Here is a 19,625-nt window from a genome sequence, read left to right as displayed (position 1 = left end):
GAAGAAATGACATATTCACGCCGAGCCGTGCTCCGGGGCGGGCTCGCCGCAGCGGGTGCCTCCGTGCTCGCGGCCGCCCCGGCGCGAGCGGACCGAGGACCATTCCGCCACGGCGTGGCCTCCGGTGACCCCCTACCCACGGGAGTGATCCTCTGGACCCGCGTATCCCCCACCGCCGCAGCACTACCCGGCTCCGGCGTCGGTGATCCCCTCGCGGTCGGCTGGGAAATCAGCCTCGACGAGGACTTCGTCGAGATCCGTGCCGCCGGAACCGAACTCGCGACCAGCGCTACCGATCACACCGTGAAGGTCGACGTCGATGGACTGGAACCGTATCAGGACTACTTCTATCGCTTCACCGCCGACGGGCACACCTCGGCGATCGGGCGAACCCGTACCGCCGCCGCGACCGAACAGCACCTCGACCGGCTGCGCCTGGGTGTCGTCTCGTGCGCGAACTGGGAGGCCGGTTTCTTCAGCGCCTACCGGCACCTCGCCGCGCGCGACGACCTCGACGCGGTCGTGCACCTCGGTGACTACCTCTACGAATACCCGCGCGGACTGTACGGCGGCCGTAGCGGATCCGTGCGCTACCACGAACCGGCCCACGAGACGGTCACCCTGGCCGACTATCGGATCCGGCACGGCCAATACAAGACCGATCCCGATCTCGCGGCTCTGCACGCGCGTGTTCCGTTCATCTGCACCTGGGACGACCACGAGATCGCCGACAACGCCTGGTCCGGCGGGGCGGGCGTCCAGATCCCCTACCTCACGCCCGACTGGCAGCAGCGCCGCACCGCGGCGCTGCGCGCCTACCTCGAGTGGATGCCGGTGCGCGCCAACGGAACCAGCGCCGATCCTCGGCTCTATCGGCGACTGCGCTTCGGCGACCTCGCCGAACTGTCGATGCTCGACCTGCGCAGCTATCGCAGCCGGCAGGCTATCCCGGCGGTCGGATGGCGCACGGTCGAGGATCCCACCCGGTCGATCACCGGCAAGGCCCAGATGGAATGGCTGATCGCGGGCGTAGTGTCCAGCCCGGCCCGGTGGCAGCTCGTCGGCAATCCGGTCATGATCGCGCCGATCGTGCTGCCACCGATGAACCCCGACATCGCCGCCGCGCTGCACAGCGTCATCGGCCTGCCGACGGCCGGTATCCCCGCACTGGTCGATCAGTGGGACGGCTATGCCGCCGACCGCCGCCGCCTGTTCGAGGCGATCGACAACCATCCGAGCGACGTCGTCTTCCTCACCGGCGACATCCACAGCTCCTGGGCCGCGGACCTGCCACTGGACCTCACCCGCTACCCCGAGGGCCCGCGGGCCGGCGTCGAATTCGTCGTCCCTTCGATAACCGCCAAGGGTTTCGGCGAAGCGCTCCCGAGCGCACCCCGCACAGCGTCGGTGCCGCTGGAGGACGCGATCAGATCGGCCAACCCCCACCTGCGCTACGTCGAATTGGATTCCCACGGCTACGGCGTGCTGCACCTCGACCCCGATCGCGCCCAGATGGACTGGTTCTACGTCGCCGACGTGGCCGACCCCGGCACCGGCGTCCGCCGAGCCGCATCGTTCGCCGTCGACAGCACAGGTGCCCTGGCCCAGGTCCCGCACACAACAGAATGAGCCGCTCGCGGGTCGCGCCGCCGCCAGGGCTGCACTTCGAGGCGGGGTTGGCCAGCCCATGAAAGTGAGGGCTCGGGATGCGATAACGGCGTCCATACGTAGGACGACAGAGGGGCATGAGTCTGAAAAACGTTTCGCTACAACAGTTCACGTTCCGAACCGGTGTGGTCGTGGCGGCGACGGTGGCCGTGTGCGGCGGGTTCGCCGGGCCTGCCGCCGCCAGTCCTGCCGATCCGGTTGCCCAGTTCAGCCCCACCCTCACCAAGGTTCCCGGCCCCAACTGTGCCGCGATCATCAATGCCGAGACCGTGGCGCAGCCGCAGGCCGGTGTGTTCGGTGTCCGGGTGAAGACCACGCAGACCGGGGAGTTCTGCGGGGCCTACTACCTCACCGTGCATTGGCGCAACCTCGACACCGGCCTGACCAGCGGACAGTCACAGCGCGTCGAAGGCGCCACCGACACCGTGATCGTCGGCATGGGCATGGGGCCCGGGGTCGGGAAGGTGGAGGCGTGGATCGACACGTACTCCGAGGTGTACCCGCAGAATGTGGATCTGGAGCACATCGCGGGTCGCACGACGTTCACGCTGGGCTGAGCGCCCGGCGGTCGCGTGTGATGTAAGAACCGAATACTGATGATGTTGCCCGCCCCAGCACACGGGGCGGGCAACTTTTCTCGCCGCCGCGCCGATGACGTGTCGTCCATTGACGAACGCGGCCAAGATCCTGTTGAAACTGTTGTCCGGGACAGGAATTCGAATACCTCGTTTACGATGGATTCGGTGCTCGCGATATCTCCGGTATGAACCCCGGGGATCTGCGCACCATCGCCTGTCAGCCGAATCGCCTGGGGCGGTCTGCGTTTTCGGGAAGCGGGGGCCACAGTGGAGCGTGACGGCCGCGACCCGGCGGAGGCTCGGATACACGCCGGTATCGAGCCTTATCATCGCCGCATGCTGGCGGTCTACGACTGGCTGGTGCTGGGGCTGGTGTGCCGGTGGATCTGGCGGTGCCCGCGGTCGACGATGCTGGCGCACTACAACGCCCAGGTGGGGGCGCATCACCTCGACCTCGGCCCCGGTACCGGCTGGTTTCTGGACAACTGCCGCTTCCCCACCCCGGCCCCGTCGATCACGCTCGTCGACCTCAGCGATGTCGCCCTGGCGACCGCGGCGAAGCGCATCGCACGCTATCGACCGGCCACTCGCGGCGCTGATGTCTTCAAGCCGCTGAATCTCGGTGCGACGCAGTTCGACTCGGTGGGGCTGAATCTGCTGCTGCACTGCCTGCCCGGTTCGTTCCAGCAGAAGGCCGTCGTATTCGACCATGTGACACCGTATCTCGGTGCGAACGGCCGGGTCTTCGGCAGTACAATTCTCGGTATCGACAAGCGGCACACCGTGATATCCAGCGCGCTGGTGCGCCGGCTCAACGGCAGCGATTCCTTCGACAACGCCGCGGACCGTGTCGAAGACCTCGCCCGTGAACTGGAGGCCCGTTTCACGGAGGTCCGGATCGCGCGCGCGGGGGTCATCTGCCTGTTCTCGGCGCGACATCCGCGCCCGGCGGCTCCCGCGCAGGGAGGCCCCGGCACCCTCCGATAGTCGAACCACCCGGCGCTATCGACGCTGATGACAACGAGCTGAGTGGGCGGATTCCCTGTGAACAGAGGCACCACATGCAAGTCACGGTTCTCGGTGAGTTCTCGATAGCGCTCGACGATATCGACCTCACGCCACGGCAGTCGAAAATCCGGAGCATGCTGGCGCTGCTGACCATCGAGCACGGACGCACGGTGCCGATGGAGTGGATCGTCGACGAGCTCTGGCATCGTCCTACCTCGGCCAAGCCGATCAAGACGGTGCACACCTACATCTACGCGCTGCGAAAGGCCCTGGAACGCTACGGCGCGAACCCGATCGTGACCCAGCACGGCGGCTATTCGCTGGTCCTGACCGACGCCTATGTGGACTCCGACGAGTTCGAGACGCTCGCCGACAGCGGCGCAAACCTGTTGCGCGTGGGTATCAGCGAGGACTGCCCGGAGAAACTGTCCGAGGCCAGTGACAATCTCGGCCGGGCCATGTCGTGCTGGCGGGGCGAGCCGCTGCGCAACGTGATTCTGGGCAAGCGGCTACACACCCGGGTGGCGTGGCTGGAGGAACGCCACCGGCAGGTGGTCGACATGCGGCTGCGCGCCGAGATGCGGCTCGGCCGCTTCGATCAGGTGATCGGCGAACTGACCTCGCACATCGAACAGAATCCGTTCCACGAGGGTTTCCACGAGACGCTCATGGCCGCGCTGGCGCAGTCGGGCCGGCGCGCGGACGCGCTGAATGTCTACCGGGACTTACGCGCCCGGCTCGCCGACGAGATGGGGATCGAGCCGGGCAAGTCGGTACAGCGACTCCATCTCGACATTCTGCACGGCATGGGCTCGACCCGCACCGCGCCCGCCGGCGCCGGCGAGTCGGTCAAGCTGGCTCAATTGCCGCCGCTGGTACCGGATTTCGTCGGGCGCGGGCAGACCATCGACACGGCGGTCGACTTCCTGACCAGGAAGGCCAAGCCCGCGACGATCTGCGTGCACGGCATGCCCGGGGTGGGCAAGAGCGCGGCGGCGCTGACCATCGCGCACGCGGTGGCCGAGTCGTTTCCCGACGGCCAGCTGCATATCGACCTCGACGGCGCGGACCGCTCCGGCCTCGCCGCGTTCACCGACCTGCTGCGCGCCCTGGGCATCGGCGCGCGCGAACTGCCGACCACCCTGGCGGGCGCGGTGGCGCTGTTCCGCTCGATCACCCGGGGCCGCCGCATCCTCGTCGTCCTGGACAACATGCCCCGCACCGCCGACATCGTGGGCCACCTGCCGCTGGGCTCGGCGACGATCATCACCGCCCGCCGCCCGCCGACCGGCCTGTTCGGTGTCGAGAAGTATCTGCTGGACCCGCTGAGCACTCCCGAAGCCCTGCGGCTGCTCGCCGCCATCGTGGGCAGCACCCGCATCGAGCGGGAGGAGCGCGCGGCCGAGCAGCTCGTCGAAACCGTCGGCGCGCTGCCCCTGGCCATCCGCTTCATCGGCGATCGCCTCACCTGCTCACCCTGGTACCCGCTCGACCTGCTCTCCCGCCGGATAGCCAATCCCGTTGACGCCGTTGCCCTTTCCGACCTCGCGAATCTGGGATTCGACCTGTTCTATCGCATCGACGCGGTCTATCGGGATCTGGATACCGTCGAGCGCATCGTCTTCCGGAGCATGGCCGCGCTCCGCGATCGCCCCTTCGGCGTCGGCGACGTGGTCGCGCTCGCGCCGACCACGCCCGCGCAAACCGAGGTCGCGCTGTTGAGCCTGATCGATACGGGCATGCTGACCGTGCTCGGCCCGTGCACCGTGCTGTCCAATCCAATCGTGGTGCACCCCATGGTCTCGCGCTATCTGACCGAGCTGGAGACCGGTTGAAGGAGTGCTCGCAGCACGGCGGTCAGGGTGTCCTGGTTGTCCGCCGAACGGCTGCGCCAGGCGATGAAGCCGTCGGGGCGGACCAGTACCGCCCCCGCCTCGGTGACCCCGTACGCCGCGGCCCAGCGCGCCGCGGCGCTCGCGCCGATCCGGTGCACCACCACGCCCGCGTCCGCGCCCGCCCGCTCCCAGCCGTCCTCGCCCGTGAGCAGCACGAAGCCCTTGCCGAAGAGGTCGATGGTGGAGCCGCCGTCGACGAGGACGTGCGCCGCCCGCGTCCCCGGACGGCCGGTCGGAGTCCGTGGATCCTCGGTAGGCCCGCCGGTCTCGGGCTCCTCGGCGATCAGCGCACCCGCGCGATATCGGTAGCCCAGGCAGATGGCGGCCTTGCTCGGCCGGTCGGCGGGCTGGTGGGAGCCGCCCTCCGCGGCGCCGGCCAGCAGCAGACCCGCGCGCACCACCGAGTCTTCGATGAGCAACTGCGCGACCGGTTTTCGTTCCTGCTCATAGCTGTCGAGCAGGCCCGGCCCGGCGGTGCCTCCCAGCACGGCCGCGATCTTCCACGCCAGATTGTGGGCGTCCTCGATGCCGGAGTTGCCGCCGTAACCGCCGGTGGGCGGCAGGGTTTTGGCCGCGTCGCCGACCAGGAACACCGGACCGCGCCGGAACGAGTCGGCCAGCAGCGCCCGCATCTGCCAGATGTCCACGCCGAGCATTTCGACGTCGAGGTCGGGCACACCCACCGCGCGGCGGATCAGCTCGGTGCAGCGGGTCACCGAAAGTTCCACGTCGAGTTCGGGATCGTGCGGGATGCTGAGCGTCCAGCGGCCCAGATTGCGGCGCAGCAGCACATTCAGGCGCATGCCCGGGGCGGCGTCCTGAAGTTCGTCGACCATGCACAGCACGAAACTGCGGCCGCGCAACGCCGCGGTCAGGTCGGCGCGGAACAGGATGCCGGCCTGCAAGGCCAGCAATCCCGGTCCGGCAAAGCCGATTCCGAGCCGCTCGCGCACGGGGCTACCCGACCCGTCGCAGGCGATCAGGTAATCCGCGAGTACGGTGCCGGGCTGCCCGGTCGCCGTGTCGCGTAAGTCGGCCCGCACCAGCCGGTCCGACTGCTCGAACCCCGTCAGCTCCACCCCGAATCGCAGGTCCGCGCCCAACTCGGCGGCGCGATCCCGCAGGATCGGTTCGAGCTGATCCTGATCGCACCACACCTGCCGCTCCGGCGTGATGCCGCCGAATTCCTCCGGACCGCCCATCGGGAGCCGGTCGTGTTCCCGCCCGGCGAGGCTGTCGACGCGCAGGATCATGCTGTCGCGGTCTTCGTCACACCGTCGCACCCGGTCCTGAATTCCCAAGCCGCGCAGCAGTTCCATCGCGCGCGGCCCGATATCGTTCATCCGCGGATGCGCCGAGTGGTGCGCGCGCCGCTCGACGAGGCGGCACTCGATGCCGTGCTGGGCCAGGAAGGCGGCCATGGTCAATCCGCTCACCGCGCCGCCGACGATCAGCACCGGCACCCGCTCCACGGCGTTCACCGCACACCCGGCGCATACGGCTGCGCGACAAGGGATTCGATGTATTCGCGCATCGCTTCCTGGTTGGCGGCGGTGTGCTCGGCCATGCGCTCACGCCACTGCGGCTCCTCGTCGCGCTTGTCCTCGGCCAGCTCGAAACACATGTCCCAGGTCATCTGGCTGCGATATCCGGGCAGCGGCTGATACACCCAGGTGAGGTGATTGAACGTGAACGGCGCCAGCGGGTCGAAGCGCTCCGCGTAGGAGATCAGCGGCGGGTACAGCATCCGCCACGACACCCAGGAGGCGTTGTCCGCGTTGGTCAATCGGAACCAGATCTTGCGGCCTTCGCGGCGCAGGATCTCCGCCTTCAGATATTCGGGGATCATCTCGGGCCACTGATCGATGCGGTTGGAGATCTCGTAGACCAGGTCGACCGGAGCGTCGATGATGACCGAGCGCGTGATGACTTGCATGGTGATACCTCAGATCAGGGACTAGACGAGGGCGATCGCGCGGGTCCACGCTGCCGTGGCGCCCGCGATCAGGACGGGGAGCGCGATGACGAAGAACCCGGTGGCCGGGAGCCGGTCCAGATTCGCCAGGCGCTCGATTTGGTAGTACGGCCGTCGGCGCCCGAGGACGTGCGCCGGCCACAGCGCGTCCCGGTCGCCCGCTGCCAGGAAGCGTTCGATCATCGGCTCGAAGGGGCCGTCGAAACTGGCTCCGTCGGTGCCGATCACGTCGATGCCCGCGTCCAGCAGGTATTCGATGACCTCCGCCGCGATCGCCTTGTCACCGCCGGTGCGGATCAGGACGATGGTGCCTGGCTCGGTCCCCTCGGGCAGGACGATGTCGGCCCGCGTGACCACCCCGCCGTCCAGCGCCGCGACGTCGAAGAACAGCCCGGGTCCGAGGAAGGAACGCAGTGGCGCGCTGTTGATTTCGCGCTGCACGCCGTCGGCGGCGGGGCCGTAGTGTCCCGGCGCGTCGATGTGCGAGCCGGCGTGCACCGAAGCGTGCACCATCTCGTGCCGGAGGAACGCCCCGTCCGGAAAGTCCGCCGCCCGCATCCGGCCCACCGCGTGCGCGGCGATCTTGGGCAGCACGTTCTCGCAGAAGAACGCGGCGCCGGGCTCGGGCTCGAGGGCATCGATGCGGGTGGTGAAGGGGCCCTCGGCGTGGTTGCCGATATCGCTGGAGATGTCGACCAATTCCGCGTCCCCGAGCAGCCGGGCCCAGTCGCCGGGCTTCACTTCGCGCCGCCGCGGTCGGCTACCAGGCTCAGCACCTCGCGCGGGGTGCTGGTGGCGTCGATGGCGTCGTCACCGAGCTTGATGCCGTAGGTGCGCTCGAGATCCGAGGTCACTTCGAGCAGTGCGACCGAGTCGTAGCCGAGGGCGTCGAATTCGGTGTCGATGATGGTGTCGTCGAGCACCACCTCGTCGTCGACGCCGGCGCAGCGGCGCAGAACCGCGATGAGTTCGTTGAGTCCCATGGGTTTCTCCTGTTTCTAACGGTGGGTCGGGCGGCGCACGACCATCGCGGAGTTGAATCCGCCGTGGCCGCGCGCCAGAATCAGCGCCGCGCGCAGCGCCGAGGGCCGGGCCGCGCCGACGACCAGGTCGATGCCGTGTTCCGGCGCGGGCGTGACGTGCGGGGTGGGCGGAACGACGTTGTCCCGCAACGACAACAGCGCGGTGGCCAGGTCGAGCGCCGCCCCGCCCGCCCCGAGCCGGCCGGTCAGGGTCTTGGGTGCGGTCACCGGAACCCCACGGGGGCCGAAGATTTCGCCGATCGCCCGCGCTTCCGCGGCGTCCAGCGGCGTCGACGCCGCGGCGTCGGCGAAGACCACGTCGATCTCCCCCGGGTCCGCATCGGCGGTCGCGATCGCGGTTTCGATCGCACGGCGCAGGCCGCCGGCGTCCGCCGCCTCCGGGTCGAATGTCGCGCCGTACCCGGCGATCTCGCCGTAGCAGCGCGCCGCACCGCGCCGGGCCGCATGGTCGGCGTCCTCGAGGATCAGCAGTGCGCCGCCCTCCCCCGGCACGTAGCCGCCGGCTCGGGCGTCGAAGGGCAGATAGGCGGCACCGGGATCGACGGCATCGCTGAGCTGACCGCGCGCGAGGTGACCGGCCCAGCCCCACGGGCAGACGATGCCGTCCACGCCGCCGCACACGACCACCGGTGTGCCCCGGCCGACCAGGCGGCGGCCCTGGGCGACCGCCTCCAGTCCGCCCGCGTCCTCGGCGACCAGCACGCCGCCGGGTCCGCGCAGGCCGCGCCGGATCGAGATCTGCCCGGTGTTGACGGCGTAGAACCACGCAAATGACTGGTAGGCACTGACATACGAGCTGCCCTTGCTCCAGAGGTTCTGCAATTCGCGCTGCCCGAACTCGAAGCCGCCCGCCGAACTCGCGGTGACCACACCGACGTCGAACCCGTCACCGGTGATCTCGATCCCGGCATCGGCGAACGCCCAGTCGGCCGCGCTCAGGGCGAGCCGCGTCATATGGTCGGTCTGCGGCAGCAGGCGGCCCGAAAGCTGCTCCTCGGCAACGTAATCGAGGACCTCACCGGCCAGCCGCGCCGGATATCGGGCCGGGTCGAACCGGCGCACCGGCCGAATTCCGCTGGCTCCGGACAAGATCGCCGACCAGTACCGTTCGACGCCGAGGCCGTTGGGCGCCACCACACCGAGTCCCGTCACGACCACGCTCACGGCGCTACACCCGGCGCGCACAGCACCATCGCCGATTGGAACCCGCCGAAGCCGCTGCCGACGGTCAGCACGCGATCGGTCCGCCACTCACGCGCGGTGTGCGGCACGTAGTCCAGATCGCAGGCCGGGTCGAGCTCGTGCAGATTCGCCGTCGGCGGGATCACGTTGTCGCCGATCGCCAGCACGCACGCCGCGATCTCCAGCGAGCCGATCGCGCCGAGGGAGTGACCGATCATCGACTTGATCGAGCTCATCGGCACCGCCGGCGCGCGGACGCCGAAAACCCGCTTCACCGCGTTGGTTTCGTGCAGGTCGTTCTGCTTCGTGCCGGAACCGTGCGCGCTGATGTAGTCGATGTCCTGCGTGGCGACCCGCGCCTGGTCGAGCGCGGCCCGGATCGCCGCCGCCATTTCCCGCCCATCCGGGCGCAGACCGGTCATATGGAAGGCATTGCAGCGCGTCCCGTGCCCGGCGATCTCGGCGAGGATCTCGGCGCCGCGCGCCGCGGCGGCGGTGTACTCCTCGAGAACGAAGACGGCGGCCCCTTCACCGAGCACGAATCCGTCACGGGTCCGGTCGAACGGCCGCGAGGCGTGCTCGGGATCGTCGTTGCGCCGGGTGGTGGCCTTGATCGCGTCGAAGCAGGCCGAGGTGATCGGGGAGATCGGCGCGTCGGTCGCGCCGGCGATCATCACCTCGGCGGTGCCCTCCCGGATCAGTTCGGCCGCGTGCGCGACCGCGTCGATACCGGAGGTGCAGCCGGTCGACACCACCGCGACCGGCCCCTGCGCGCCCACCCGGCGGGCCACCTCCGCCGCGATCGAGCTGGGCACGAAGTAGTCGTAGAGGTGCTCGGCCGCCAGCCGGTGATCGACCAGCCAGTCCCGGCCCTGCGTGCTGACGATCCGGTATTCCCGTTCCAGGCCCATCGTCGCGCCCACCGCCGTGCCGATCGTCACGCCGGTGCGGTGCGGATCGAACGGGAAGCCCGGCCCCAGCGCTTCACCGACCGCGGCCAGCGCCAACTGGGTCGCCCGATCGAGCCGGTTCGCCTCCTCCGGGCCGATACCGTGTTCGGCTGGGCTGAAGTCGATTTCGGCGGCGACCTGGGAGCGGAAGGGGGCCGGGTCGAACAGCGAGATCCGCCGGGTCGCGGTGCGCCCGTCGCCGAGCAGCTTCCAGAACTCCCCGACCCCGACGCCGCCGGGCGCCATTACTCCCATACCGGTGATCACCACACGCCGTCGCATGCCGGCCGCCTTACCGAGCCACCAGGCCGCCGTCGACCACCAACGGATGACCGGTCACATAGGAGGACTCCGGCGCGAGCAGCCACAGCACCGCCTGCGCGACCTCCTCCGGCGCGGCCATCCGGGCCATCGGCACGATCGCGGTGTAGCGGGCCTCCACCTCGGGGACGCCGCCGGTGAAGCGCTCGAGGAAGGGGGTCCGTACGACGCCGGGGCAGACGGCGTTGACCCGGATCCCGTGTTCGGCGTACTCCAGGGCCGCGGTCTTCGTCAGCCCCAGAACCGCGTGTTTGCTCGCCACATAGGAGCCGTTCTTGTCGAAGGCGACCAGTGCGGCGACCGAGGCGCCGTTCACGATCGTCCCGCCGCCCGCCGCCAGCATGGCCGGAATCTCGTATTTCATGCTGAGCCAGACGCCCTTGAGGTTGACCGCGAGCGCATCGTCCCAGGCCTGCTCGTCGGCCTGGTGGATCTCGCGTTCGGCCATGCCCTCGATGCCCGCGTTGTTGAACGCGCAGTCGAGGCGCCCGAAGTGGGTCACCGCGCGATCCACCATGGCCTGTGCGTCGGCGGTGCGCGACACGTCGGCGTGCACCGTGATCGCTTCGCCGCCAGCGTCTTTCACCGCCCGTTCGACCTCGGCGCAGTCCGCCACGTCGGCGAGGACCACCCGCGCGCCCGCCGTGGCGAGCGCGACGGCCGCGGCCGCGCCGATCCCGGAGGCCGCGCCGGTGACCAGCGCCACCCGATCATCGAGTCGAATTCCCATGTCACCGCTCCGTTTCCGAGACGGTGCCCGCGGCCAAGGCGAGGAATGTCCCGGTCTGGCGGACGCCGTCGAAGGTGATGCCCGCGCGCTCGAACAGGTCGGCCACATGGCGCGAATCATGTTTACGGCCACCGACATTGAGCAGCAGCAGGAGATCGAGCGCGGAGGTCACGGCCGGTTCGGGGGTGTGGTCGGTGAGTGTCTCCACGACCAGCACGCGCGCCCCGGGCCCGGCGTTGCGCCGCACGTTCTCGAGCGTGCGCAGGGTGCTCGCGTCGTCCCATTCGAGGATGTTCTTCAGCACGTAGACATCCGCGCGGATGGGAATGTCCTCGCGGCAGTCCCCGGCAAGGACCGTGGCCCGTTCCGCCAGCGCACCCCCTGCCCGAAGCTCGGGAAGCGCCTGAGACACAACCCCTTCCAGGTCCAGCAGGTAACCGCGCACCCTCGGGTGGGTTTCCAGGACGGTGCGGAGCAGCCGCCCCTGGCCGCCGCCGATGTCGGCCACCGTCTCCGTTCCGGTCAACCCCAGCGCCTCCACGACCGCACTCGCGGTGTGCGCGCTCGCCTGGGTCATCGCCGCGGTGAACACCGACACCGCCTCGGGTTCCCGGGTGTGGATGTAGTCGAAGAATTCGCCGCCGAGCACCGCGGCGGACTGGGCTTTGCCCTCCCGCACGGCCCCGAGCAGGTGCGGCCAGAGCCGCCAGAAGATCGGATGCCCGATCCAGCGCACCAGGTAGGTGAGACTGTTGGGATCGTCCTCGCGCAGCAGTCTCGACAGGGAGTTGTTGCGATAGGCGCCATCCGGGTCCTGCTCGAAGACCCCGTGGGTGGCCAGCGCGTTCAGCAGCTGCGCCAGCGCGACGGGATCGGCGTCGAGCTCCTTGGCCAGAACCGCCGCCGAACGGGGTCCCGATTCCAGTGCGCCGGCGATGCCCAGGTCGACGGCCGCGACCAGCGCCGCCGTCGAAACCAGGCCCCAGGCCACCTCTTTGAGACGAGAAATATCGGATTGCACTGCGGATCTGCGCGTCATGCTTGGCCTTCCTCACGGTCGATCAGCCAATCCTGACGACGGCGGCTCCAGCCGGAATCAACCTCTGCTCGAGTGGAACTCAGCCGGGCGCAGGCGCACTCGAGCGAAAGATGAGCGGTGTCAGTGGTTTAGGAGGTGCGTGTGTAGACCACGGTCAGCAGGAATCCGAACAGCGCTGCACTACGCGGGAATTCGACGCTCAAGCCTGGGTGAGCGGCGCGGCCGAGGGCGCGGAAGGCCGATCGGCTGTAGGAACGCAGCAGGCTGATGACGGCGTCGTGCACGATCGCGGGCACGGCCGACCGGGGTGCGAAACACAGGGCCAGCGTGGTCATCATCAGCACGATCAGCGGAAAACACAGCAGCAGCACGGCGGTCGGCGGCCGTTGCGCGTCGACGACGAGGAACCTGCGGCCGACGCGGGTGGCCTCCGCGATGGCCCGGCAGGCCGCCTGCGGGGGCAGATGATGGAAGCCGTCGACGAAGACGACCAGGTCATAGCTCTGGTCCGGGGCGTCGATCGCCGTCGCGTCGACGACATCGGTGCGGACGCGCGGATCGCCGCCGAGCGCACCCGCCGCGATCCGGTCCACCGAGACGGGGTCGAGGTCGGTCACGGTGAGCAGTGCGCCCGGATGGCTTCGCAGGATCTGCTCGGACACCCGGCCGTGGCCGGCTCCGATCTCCATGATTCGCGGGCGCTCGAGCCCCGCGACCAGGCTCAGCGCCAATCCCGCACTTCTGGAATGGATTCCGAGCCGCGCGCCGCCGCGGTCCAGGGCCGCGATCACCTGCTGACGCAGGTCGTCGGGCACGTCACGGCGATCGGTGTACTCGAGCCGGTCGGTGGCGAACAGCCGATTCAACCGCGAGGCCGCCGGGCCGCCGCGCGGCATCGCACCGATCCCGTCGAACACCATGCGTCACATGGACAGCAGGCGCAACGTCAGCGCGGCCGCCGCCAGCAGCAGCACCACCAACGGCACCGGAAGATTCTTCCAGTCCTTGTCCTTGATGTGGAATCCGCAGGCGGCGATGAAGTACAGGACGAGCCCCACCGCGGCGGCCACCCCGAGCGGCGCCCACCACAGCCCCACGACCAGCCCGGCCCCGCCCGCCAGCAGCACCGCCGCGAGTGGATTGAGCCAACTCTCCGGCACCCCGGCCGCGGTCATCGACTCCACGATCTGCGGCTTGCGGGTGATCTTGAAAATGCCGGACATGCAGACGAAAGCGGCCAGCAGAATCGAAACGACAACAGTGGCGATGAACATGACGCCTCCTCGGGTGCCCTCCCGGACAACCCAATAACTGTATGTCACCGGCGGACAGCTCGGCCAGGGTCCGCAACCGGCCCCTTGACTTTCCCGGTAGGAAAGTGGAGTCTTACTTTCCAAGTAGGAAAGTGAGGACATCATGGACAACGTAGCTCCGGATCAGGCCCGCGCCGCCCTGGACGCGGTCGAACGGGCCCGTCAGCGAGTAGCCGAGGAAGTCGGCCTGCCGCGCGGATACTGGTGGGCGATGGCCGCCGGCTGGGTCGCGCTCGGCGTGATCGGGGATCTCGGGCCGCAATGGCTGGTCATCGCCGCGACGCTGCTCTTCGGCGCCGGGCACGCGTTCGTCGCGTCACGGCTGCTCAACGGGCGCCGGCGCACCGATCAGGTACGAGTGAGCGCGGACGTGGCAGGGCGGCGCACGCCGATCGTGGTGGTGGGCATGCTGGTCGCGCTGGTCGTGCTCACCATCGGCGTGGCGATGGCGCTGCACGCCGACGGCGACCGCAACCCCGGCATCTGGGCGGCCGTGCTGGTCGCGGCCGTCATCGGCTTCGGCGGCCCGGAAATCCTGCGCGTGCTGCGGCGTTGGTCACGGGCATGAGCCGGGCCCGCTTCGATGAGCTCATTCATCCGAGCACCCGGCTCGCCCTGGTCGCGACGCTGGCCGCCGCGGACTGGGCAGAGTTCGCCTTCCTCAAAGACCGTCTGGGGCTGTCGGATTCAGCGCTGTCCAAACAGCTCGCCACGCTCGAGGACGCCGGCTACGTCACCACCGAACGTCGCCTCGAGGGCAGCCGCCGCAAGGTCCGTGCCCGGTTGACCGAGCACGGACGGGACGCCTTCACCGGCCATGTCGCCGCCCTGCAAGAAATCGTCGCCACCGCGGCCCCGGCGGACCCGGCCACGCCGGCCTGACCCGAACGGCGCATGACCTCGGGAGGCCTCCCGTTCAAGTGGTCTTCTCCCGGTCGGCAAGGAACCTGTCGAGCAGGTCGAACAGGACCTCGAGGACGTGAAGCTCCTGCTCCGATGTGAGGACGGCCTCGAAGTCCCTGTCCGGCAACGCGATCTGAGTAATCATGGCCGACCAGGCGAAGCTGCTCTGACCAACATAGTTGTCTATCAACCACTCCGGAAAGCCCTGGAGACCTGGCCCGCCATGCCGCTGTGCCGCGAGGTCGTAGCCGTTCAGGAAACTCGTGACACCGCGGAGGTCGGTGTAGCCGAGGTACAAGCCGGGCCGGGCGGCGAACAGGCGCAGGTACTCGCGCTCGGTGAGGTCGGCCGGATCAGCCGCGACGGGAGTGCCTGCCTTCGCGCGCTCGGCGAAGTACTTATCGAGGTCGGCTCGAGATCTGCTCACGCCGCCACTTCATCACGGCACTCCCGCCGTGCACAGCCGGTGCGGCTTCCTTGTCGCCACGGCCACCCGGCGGTGGCCGCTCTCGACAGAGCAGTTCGAAACAGTCCCATTGTTGGTCGCTGGGACGATGCTGGCTTGGTCAGTCGAATCTTTTCCGAGCGTCTTGCCGTGGTTCTCGATTCGAAGGAGTGGATCTCATGTTCGCAGGATTGGCCCGCTCGGCAGCAGTCACTGCGATTGCTGTGCCGCTCGTCGTCTTCGCCGCACCGGCCGCCTTCGCGGACGAGCCGGCAGCAACTCCCGGCCGGCATGCGGTATCCAAGGCCGACCAGCCGTTGCGAAAGAACGTGGACGCGCCCTACATCTGGGTGAACATCTGTGTCCACATCCCGACACCCGGATCGGCGACGCTGGACTGGTGCTGGCCCTGAGCGCGATTCGAACCTCCGATGCATTTCGGCCGGGCACCGCCGGGCCGAACCTCGACGCGGAAGGAGCAATACATGAAGCATTTCGCACGCGTGGTTGCCGGTGCGGCACTTGTGGGCGGCACGCTGCTGTCCAGCGGTGTGGGCAGCGCCGATCCGGATCAGCCGCTCCCGCAGTGCACGGTGCCCGACCAGGTGGTGGGCAAGTTCCTGATTCTGCGCGGCACCACCCCGCCCACTCCGCTGGCCCCACCGGGTGACTCGATGGTGGTGGTCCGGTTCCCCACCGCGGAATCCCTGCAGTACATGGTGGTCGGCACCGGCGTCTGGCACGACGGCAACTACACCTACACCGTGCCCGAACCGGGGCAAGCCGTCATCGACAGCACCCAGACCGACACTCCCGAACCGATCACCTATTCGCTGGCACTGCGATGCCGCGACCACGTCTCCGGCGACTATCGGTACACCCTCGGCGACTCACCCGATCCCGGTCCGGAGCATCAGGCGACGTACCGGTTCCAGAACTCCAGGCCCTAGCGGCTCGCGACCGGTGCGAGGCCGCCCCCGCCCCCGCACCGGTCGCGGCAACGAACCCTAGTTCCGCGACATAGCCGCGCCGGCCTCCTTCTGGAGGTCGGCGTAGGAGTCCTTACCGGTGTCGATGGTGACGCTGTTGATGGTGCCGCCGGAGAACGTGCCCGGCGTCTTGTACTGCGAAGACACCGCATCTCCGCTGTCGTAGCCGACGCACAGCCCGTCACCGGCCAGCGTGAACTTGCCGGTCTGCGCGTGCATCGGCCCCTCGCCCACCGGCTTTCCGTCGAGATAGAGCTTGGTGGTACCGACGGATTCGCCGTTCTCCCCGGCCTTCTCGCGGGTGAACTCCATCCCGAGGGTGTGCTTGCCGGGCGTCAATGGAGCCGACGCCGTGAAGTCCTGCTCGGGGGCGATACCCAGGAAGTTGTAGACGTAGTGCATCTGCCCGTCCTTGACGAACAGGCTGTGTCCGCCGAAGCGGGACCCGTGTGCGAAGACCACGCCTTGGGCGTTGTCGGCGACGTCGATATCGGCCAGGACCTTGTAGGACTTGCCGCGAATGTTGACCGCGACCCCTTCCGGGACCGGCGAGGTGCCGGGGTAGTAGACGTAGCGGTCCCGCGGCGGTTCGGCCTGCGGGCGTTCGTTGCCCAACTGCTCGACCGCGGTGCGATCATCCAGTGGGAGCACGTAATTGTTCTTTGCTTCGGTGTTCCACGCGTCGATCAGCTCTTTGAGCTTGTCGGGGTTGTCCTCGGCGAGGTTCTTGGATTCCGAGCGATCCTCGTCGACGTGGTACAGCTCCCACTTGTCGTCGTCGAAGTGTCCCTTGTCCGACAGCGCGGCGTGCACCGAGGACGCTTTCCAGCCGTCGACCCAGATGCCGCGGGTGCCCAGCATCGCGTAATACTGGCGTTCCTTCTTGGTCGCCGCTTCGGAGTCGTCGAAGCTGTAGCGCATCGAAACCCCGTTGAGCGGATACTGTTTCACCCCGCGATAGGTCTCGGGCATCTGCACGCCGGTGACGTCGTAGATGGTCGGCACGATGTCGGTGCAGTGGTGGTATTGGTGGCGCAGTTCGCCTTTGGCCTTGATGCCCTTGGGCCACGAGATCACCAGCGAGTCGCAGGTGCCGCCGGAGAACTGGGCGTAACGCTTGAACATCTGGAACGGGGTGGAGAACGCCGCCGCCCAGCCGGTCGGGTAGTGGTTGTAGGTATCTGGAGTACCGAGGGTGTCGATGTATTTCATGTTCTCGGCCAGATCGTCCGGGTAGCCGTTGAAGAATTTGTTCTCGTTCACCGACCCGTTCGGTGACCCTTCACCGGACGCTCCGTTGTCGGCGGCGAACATCACCACGGTGTTGTCGAGTTGCCCGGTTTCATCCAGGAAGTCGATGATCCGGCCTACCTGGGCGTCGGTGTATTCGGAGAACCCGGCGAATACCTCGGCCATTCGCGCGAACAGCCGCTTCTCGTCGGCGTTGAGCGAATCCCAGGGACGCACCGTATCGGCCTCCACCGCAACATCTTTCGGCAGCGGATTCAGCGGAGTCAGCTCGGTGCCCTTGGGCATGATGCCCTTGTCGATCATCCGTTTCAGCGCCCAGTCACGATAGGCGTCGTAGCCGTCGTCGAACTGGCCCTTGTACTTGTCGGCGTACTCCTTGGGGCTGTGGTGCGGAGCATGATTGGCGCCGGGACAGAACCACATGTACCAGGGCTTGGACGGGTTCGACGAGCGCTGATCGCGGATCATCTTGATGGCGTTGTCGGCCAGGTCCTTCGACAGGTGGTAGCCGTCCTCGGGACTGGCGGGCTGTTCGATGAAGCGGTTGTCCTCGACCAGGTCGGGGTACCAGTTGTTGGTTTCCCCGCCGAGGAAGCCGTAGAAGCGGTCGAAACCCTTCGCCAGCGGCCATTCCGATTTCGCGCCACCGCTGGAAACGTCTTCTTCGGGGACGTTGTGGTTCTTGCCGACCCAGAACGTGCTGTAGCCGTTGTCCTGAAGGATCTGACCCACCGTTGCGCACTGGGTCGGCAGGCGACCCGCCGCGCCGGGAAAACCGTTGGTGCCCTCGGTAATCGCGGCGAAGCGATTCACGTGATGATTGCGCCCGGTCAGCATGGTGGAGCGGGTCGGTGAGCAGAGCGCGGTGGTGTGCCACTGGGTGTAGGTCAGCCCGTTGTCGGCCAGGCGCTGCAACGTCGGCATGTTGATCCGCCCACCGTAGGGCGACCAGGATGCCAAGCCGGTGTCGTCGAAGAGCACCACCAGCACATTCGGTGCCCCGTCCGGAGCCTTCTTGACCTCGAAAGGCTTCCAGTCCGGCTTCGAATCACGGATATCGAGTTCGATATCGCCGTCGAAACCGTCGTTGATGCCCGTGCCGTAGCCGGGCGGACCGTTCTTGTCGTCGCTGCCGCACGCACCGAGTAAAGGCAGTGCGGCGGCGCCGACACCTGCTGCGGCGAAGCCACCCAAGAGCGAGCGACGTGACCATCGCTCCTTCTGCGAATCCCGCTCATCAGACGAAGTCATAGCCGCAGACTATGACTCCGAGGGCGGCGTCGGGCGGCGCCACTCCGGCACCCTCTTCGACCGCGAACCGGGACATAGATGCTGCTCAGCGCCTATCAGTCGCGGATGCAACGGAAGCCGAGGTGGCACGTCGCGGTGTCCTCGGACTGGCTTTGCCGGGCGGCGGGCCGGTAGCGCAGGCAGTAGTTCGGTGCGCACAGGTACGAGCCGCCCTTGATCACCCGGCGTGGAAAACGCTCACCCGGCTCCGGTGCGACCGGGGCGCAGCACGAGCCGGCGGGGCCGTGCTGTCCGGTCCGGTAGTAGTCCGTCGTCCATTCCCAGACGTTGCCGGTCATATCGAAGAGCCCGTACCCGTTGGGCGGGTATGCGCCGGCTTTCGTCGTGCCCGGGCGCGCGGATTGATTTTTGCCGGGCAGAAACTCCCACGGGAACCGGCCCATCCAAGTATTGGCCATCCGGCGGCCCCGTGGCGCGAACTCCGCACCCCAGCTGTAGGTCGCCGCTACCAGCCCGCCCCGGGCGGCGAATTCCCATTGCGCCTCACTCGGCAAGGCCTTGCCCGCCCACTCGGCATAGGCCGCCGCGTCGGAGTAGGCCACGTGGGTCACCGGATGGCGGTCGCGCCCGTCCAGATTCGTTCCCGGCCCGCCGGGACGGCGCCAGGAGGCGCCCGGAACATAGGACCACCACTGCCGCCAATCATCGAGCGGAACAGGGCCATTCGTGCCACGGAACACCAACGCGCCCGGCTCGAGATCGGCCGGATCAGCATCGGGAAAGTCGTCGGGGTCGAGTTCGCGTTCCGCGACGGTTATATACCCCGTGTCGCGAACGAAGCGGCCGAACGCGGCGTTGGTGACCGGGGAACTGTCCATCCAGAACGGCTCTACCACGACTCGGCGGACCGGTTGCTCCTCGGGAAAGAAATCCCGCGAGCCCATCGCCAGCTCACCACCAGGAATCGCCACCATGCCCTTGCGTGCCGTGATTACCGCACCCGCCATTACCCACCTCTCGAATGATCGATCGAACCTCGAGAACACCGCGCGGATACCGCCGCGGCGAGATCGGAACACCGTAA

At 68.2% G+C, this 19,625-nt stretch carries 21 protein-coding genes; 8 read left to right on the top strand and 13 right to left on the bottom strand.

Features of this window, described 5'->3' with window-relative positions:
* Nucleotides 1-6 precede the first annotated feature (6 nt).
* From AB0H76_RS13265 to AB0H76_RS13250, 4 genes are all read left to right on the top strand, one after another.
* Entirely contained in the window at nucleotides 7-1,629 is a 1,623-nt protein-coding gene (locus tag AB0H76_RS13265; protein WP_357322062.1) for an alkaline phosphatase D family protein, read from the top strand.
* Nucleotides 1,630-1,745: 116 nt separating this feature from the next.
* Nucleotides 1,746-2,225 (top strand): hypothetical protein, encoded by a 480-nt coding sequence (locus tag AB0H76_RS13260; RefSeq protein WP_357322060.1) that lies wholly within the window; start codon nucleotides 1,746-1,748, stop codon nucleotides 2,223-2,225.
* A gap of 357 nt (nucleotides 2,226-2,582) precedes the next feature.
* Nucleotides 2,583-3,233, top strand: coding sequence for a class I SAM-dependent methyltransferase (locus AB0H76_RS13255; RefSeq protein ID WP_357322057.1), 651 nt, complete (start codon nucleotides 2,583-2,585; stop codon nucleotides 3,231-3,233).
* Between the two features lie 74 nt (nucleotides 3,234-3,307).
* The gene (locus tag AB0H76_RS13250) at nucleotides 3,308-5,089 is read left to right on the top strand and encodes a BTAD domain-containing putative transcriptional regulator (RefSeq protein ID WP_357322054.1); all 1,782 of its coding nucleotides are present in this window, start codon (nucleotides 3,308-3,310) and stop codon (nucleotides 5,087-5,089) included.
* Here AB0H76_RS13250 and AB0H76_RS13245 read toward each other — a convergent pair.
* The 10 genes from AB0H76_RS13245 to AB0H76_RS13200 all read right to left on the bottom strand — a co-directional run bounded on the left by AB0H76_RS13245 (nucleotide 5,062) and on the right by AB0H76_RS13200 (nucleotide 13,663).
* A complete protein-coding gene (locus tag AB0H76_RS13245; protein ID WP_357322051.1) occupies nucleotides 5,062-6,630 on the bottom strand; it encodes an FAD-dependent monooxygenase in 1,569 nt (522 codons plus the stop codon). The genes AB0H76_RS13250 and AB0H76_RS13245 overlap by 28 nt on opposite strands.
* On the bottom strand, nucleotides 6,627-7,085 hold the full coding sequence (locus AB0H76_RS13240; RefSeq protein WP_357322048.1) for an SRPBCC family protein: 459 nt from the start codon (nucleotides 7,083-7,085) through the stop codon (nucleotides 6,627-6,629). The genes AB0H76_RS13245 and AB0H76_RS13240 overlap by 4 nt, the downstream gene beginning before the upstream one ends.
* A gap of 21 nt (nucleotides 7,086-7,106) precedes the next feature.
* Nucleotides 7,107-7,865 carry a cyclase family protein gene (locus AB0H76_RS13235; RefSeq protein ID WP_357322046.1) on the bottom strand — a complete coding sequence of 253 codons (759 nt, stop codon included), beginning with the start codon at nucleotides 7,863-7,865 and terminating at the stop codon, nucleotides 7,107-7,109.
* Nucleotides 7,862-8,107 (bottom strand): acyl carrier protein, encoded by a 246-nt coding sequence (locus AB0H76_RS13230; RefSeq protein WP_357322044.1) that lies wholly within the window; start codon nucleotides 8,105-8,107, stop codon nucleotides 7,862-7,864. The genes AB0H76_RS13235 and AB0H76_RS13230 overlap by 4 nt, the downstream gene beginning before the upstream one ends.
* Nucleotides 8,108-8,122: 15 nt before the next feature.
* Complete coding sequence (locus AB0H76_RS13225) at nucleotides 8,123-9,331, bottom strand: ketosynthase chain-length factor (RefSeq protein ID WP_357322041.1); 1,209 nt, start codon at nucleotides 9,329-9,331, stop codon at nucleotides 8,123-8,125.
* Nucleotides 9,328-10,581 (bottom strand): beta-ketoacyl-[acyl-carrier-protein] synthase family protein, encoded by a 1,254-nt coding sequence (locus tag AB0H76_RS13220; RefSeq protein WP_357322038.1) that lies wholly within the window; start codon nucleotides 10,579-10,581, stop codon nucleotides 9,328-9,330. The genes AB0H76_RS13225 and AB0H76_RS13220 overlap by 4 nt, the downstream gene beginning before the upstream one ends.
* A 10-nt stretch (nucleotides 10,582-10,591) precedes the next feature.
* Nucleotides 10,592-11,350 (bottom strand): glucose 1-dehydrogenase, encoded by a 759-nt coding sequence (locus AB0H76_RS13215; RefSeq protein WP_357322035.1) that lies wholly within the window; start codon nucleotides 11,348-11,350, stop codon nucleotides 10,592-10,594.
* A gap of 1 nt (nucleotide 11,351) precedes the next feature.
* A complete protein-coding gene (locus AB0H76_RS13210; protein WP_357322032.1) occupies nucleotides 11,352-12,389 on the bottom strand; it encodes a methyltransferase in 1,038 nt (345 codons plus the stop codon).
* 128 nt (nucleotides 12,390-12,517) lie between these two features.
* The gene (locus AB0H76_RS13205) at nucleotides 12,518-13,309 is read right to left on the bottom strand and encodes a class I SAM-dependent methyltransferase (RefSeq protein ID WP_357322029.1); all 792 of its coding nucleotides are present in this window, start codon (nucleotides 13,307-13,309) and stop codon (nucleotides 12,518-12,520) included.
* Between the two features lie 3 nt (nucleotides 13,310-13,312).
* Complete coding sequence (locus tag AB0H76_RS13200) at nucleotides 13,313-13,663, bottom strand: DoxX family protein (protein ID WP_357322027.1); 351 nt, start codon at nucleotides 13,661-13,663, stop codon at nucleotides 13,313-13,315.
* Nucleotides 13,664-13,805: 142 nt separating this feature from the next.
* Here AB0H76_RS13200 and AB0H76_RS13195 point away from each other — a divergent pair, with 142 nt between their 5' ends.
* Both AB0H76_RS13195 and AB0H76_RS13190 read left to right on the top strand, forming a co-directional pair.
* A complete protein-coding gene (locus tag AB0H76_RS13195; RefSeq protein ID WP_357322024.1) occupies nucleotides 13,806-14,270 on the top strand; it encodes a hypothetical protein in 465 nt (154 codons plus the stop codon).
* Nucleotides 14,267-14,584 (top strand): transcriptional regulator, encoded by a 318-nt coding sequence (locus tag AB0H76_RS13190; RefSeq protein ID WP_357322021.1) that lies wholly within the window; start codon nucleotides 14,267-14,269, stop codon nucleotides 14,582-14,584. Before AB0H76_RS13195 ends, AB0H76_RS13190 begins: the two co-directional genes overlap by 4 nt.
* A gap of 34 nt (nucleotides 14,585-14,618) precedes the next feature.
* Here the strand turns inward: AB0H76_RS13190 and AB0H76_RS13185 are convergent, their stop codons facing one another.
* Nucleotides 14,619-15,032 carry a hypothetical protein gene (locus AB0H76_RS13185; protein WP_357322018.1) on the bottom strand — a complete coding sequence of 138 codons (414 nt, stop codon included), beginning with the start codon at nucleotides 15,030-15,032 and terminating at the stop codon, nucleotides 14,619-14,621.
* Nucleotides 15,033-15,229: 197 nt separating this feature from the next.
* On the opposite strand from AB0H76_RS13185, the gene AB0H76_RS13180 reads away from it, so the two are divergent.
* Complete coding sequence (locus AB0H76_RS13180; RefSeq protein WP_357322016.1) at nucleotides 15,230-15,463, top strand: hypothetical protein; 234 nt, start codon at nucleotides 15,230-15,232, stop codon at nucleotides 15,461-15,463.
* Between the two features lie 72 nt (nucleotides 15,464-15,535).
* A complete protein-coding gene (locus AB0H76_RS13175; protein ID WP_357322013.1) occupies nucleotides 15,536-16,000 on the top strand; it encodes a hypothetical protein in 465 nt (154 codons plus the stop codon).
* 57 nt (nucleotides 16,001-16,057) lie between these two features.
* Here AB0H76_RS13175 and AB0H76_RS13170 read toward each other — a convergent pair whose 3' ends face one another.
* A complete protein-coding gene (locus AB0H76_RS13170) occupies nucleotides 16,058-18,541 on the bottom strand; it encodes an arylsulfatase (RefSeq protein ID WP_357322011.1) in 2,484 nt (827 codons plus the stop codon).
* A 95-nt stretch (nucleotides 18,542-18,636) separates the two neighbouring features.
* Complete coding sequence (locus tag AB0H76_RS13165) at nucleotides 18,637-19,548, bottom strand: formylglycine-generating enzyme family protein (protein WP_357322008.1); 912 nt, start codon at nucleotides 19,546-19,548, stop codon at nucleotides 18,637-18,639.
* Between the last annotated feature and the right edge of the window lie 77 nt (nucleotides 19,549-19,625).

It is taken from the genome of Nocardia sp. NPDC050712, from assembly GCF_040654295.1.
Lineage (GTDB): Bacteria > Actinomycetota > Actinomycetes > Mycobacteriales > Mycobacteriaceae > Nocardia.
The sequence above is the reverse complement of the archived record's forward strand: the minus strand, read 5'-3'. Positions and strand labels throughout refer to the sequence as shown.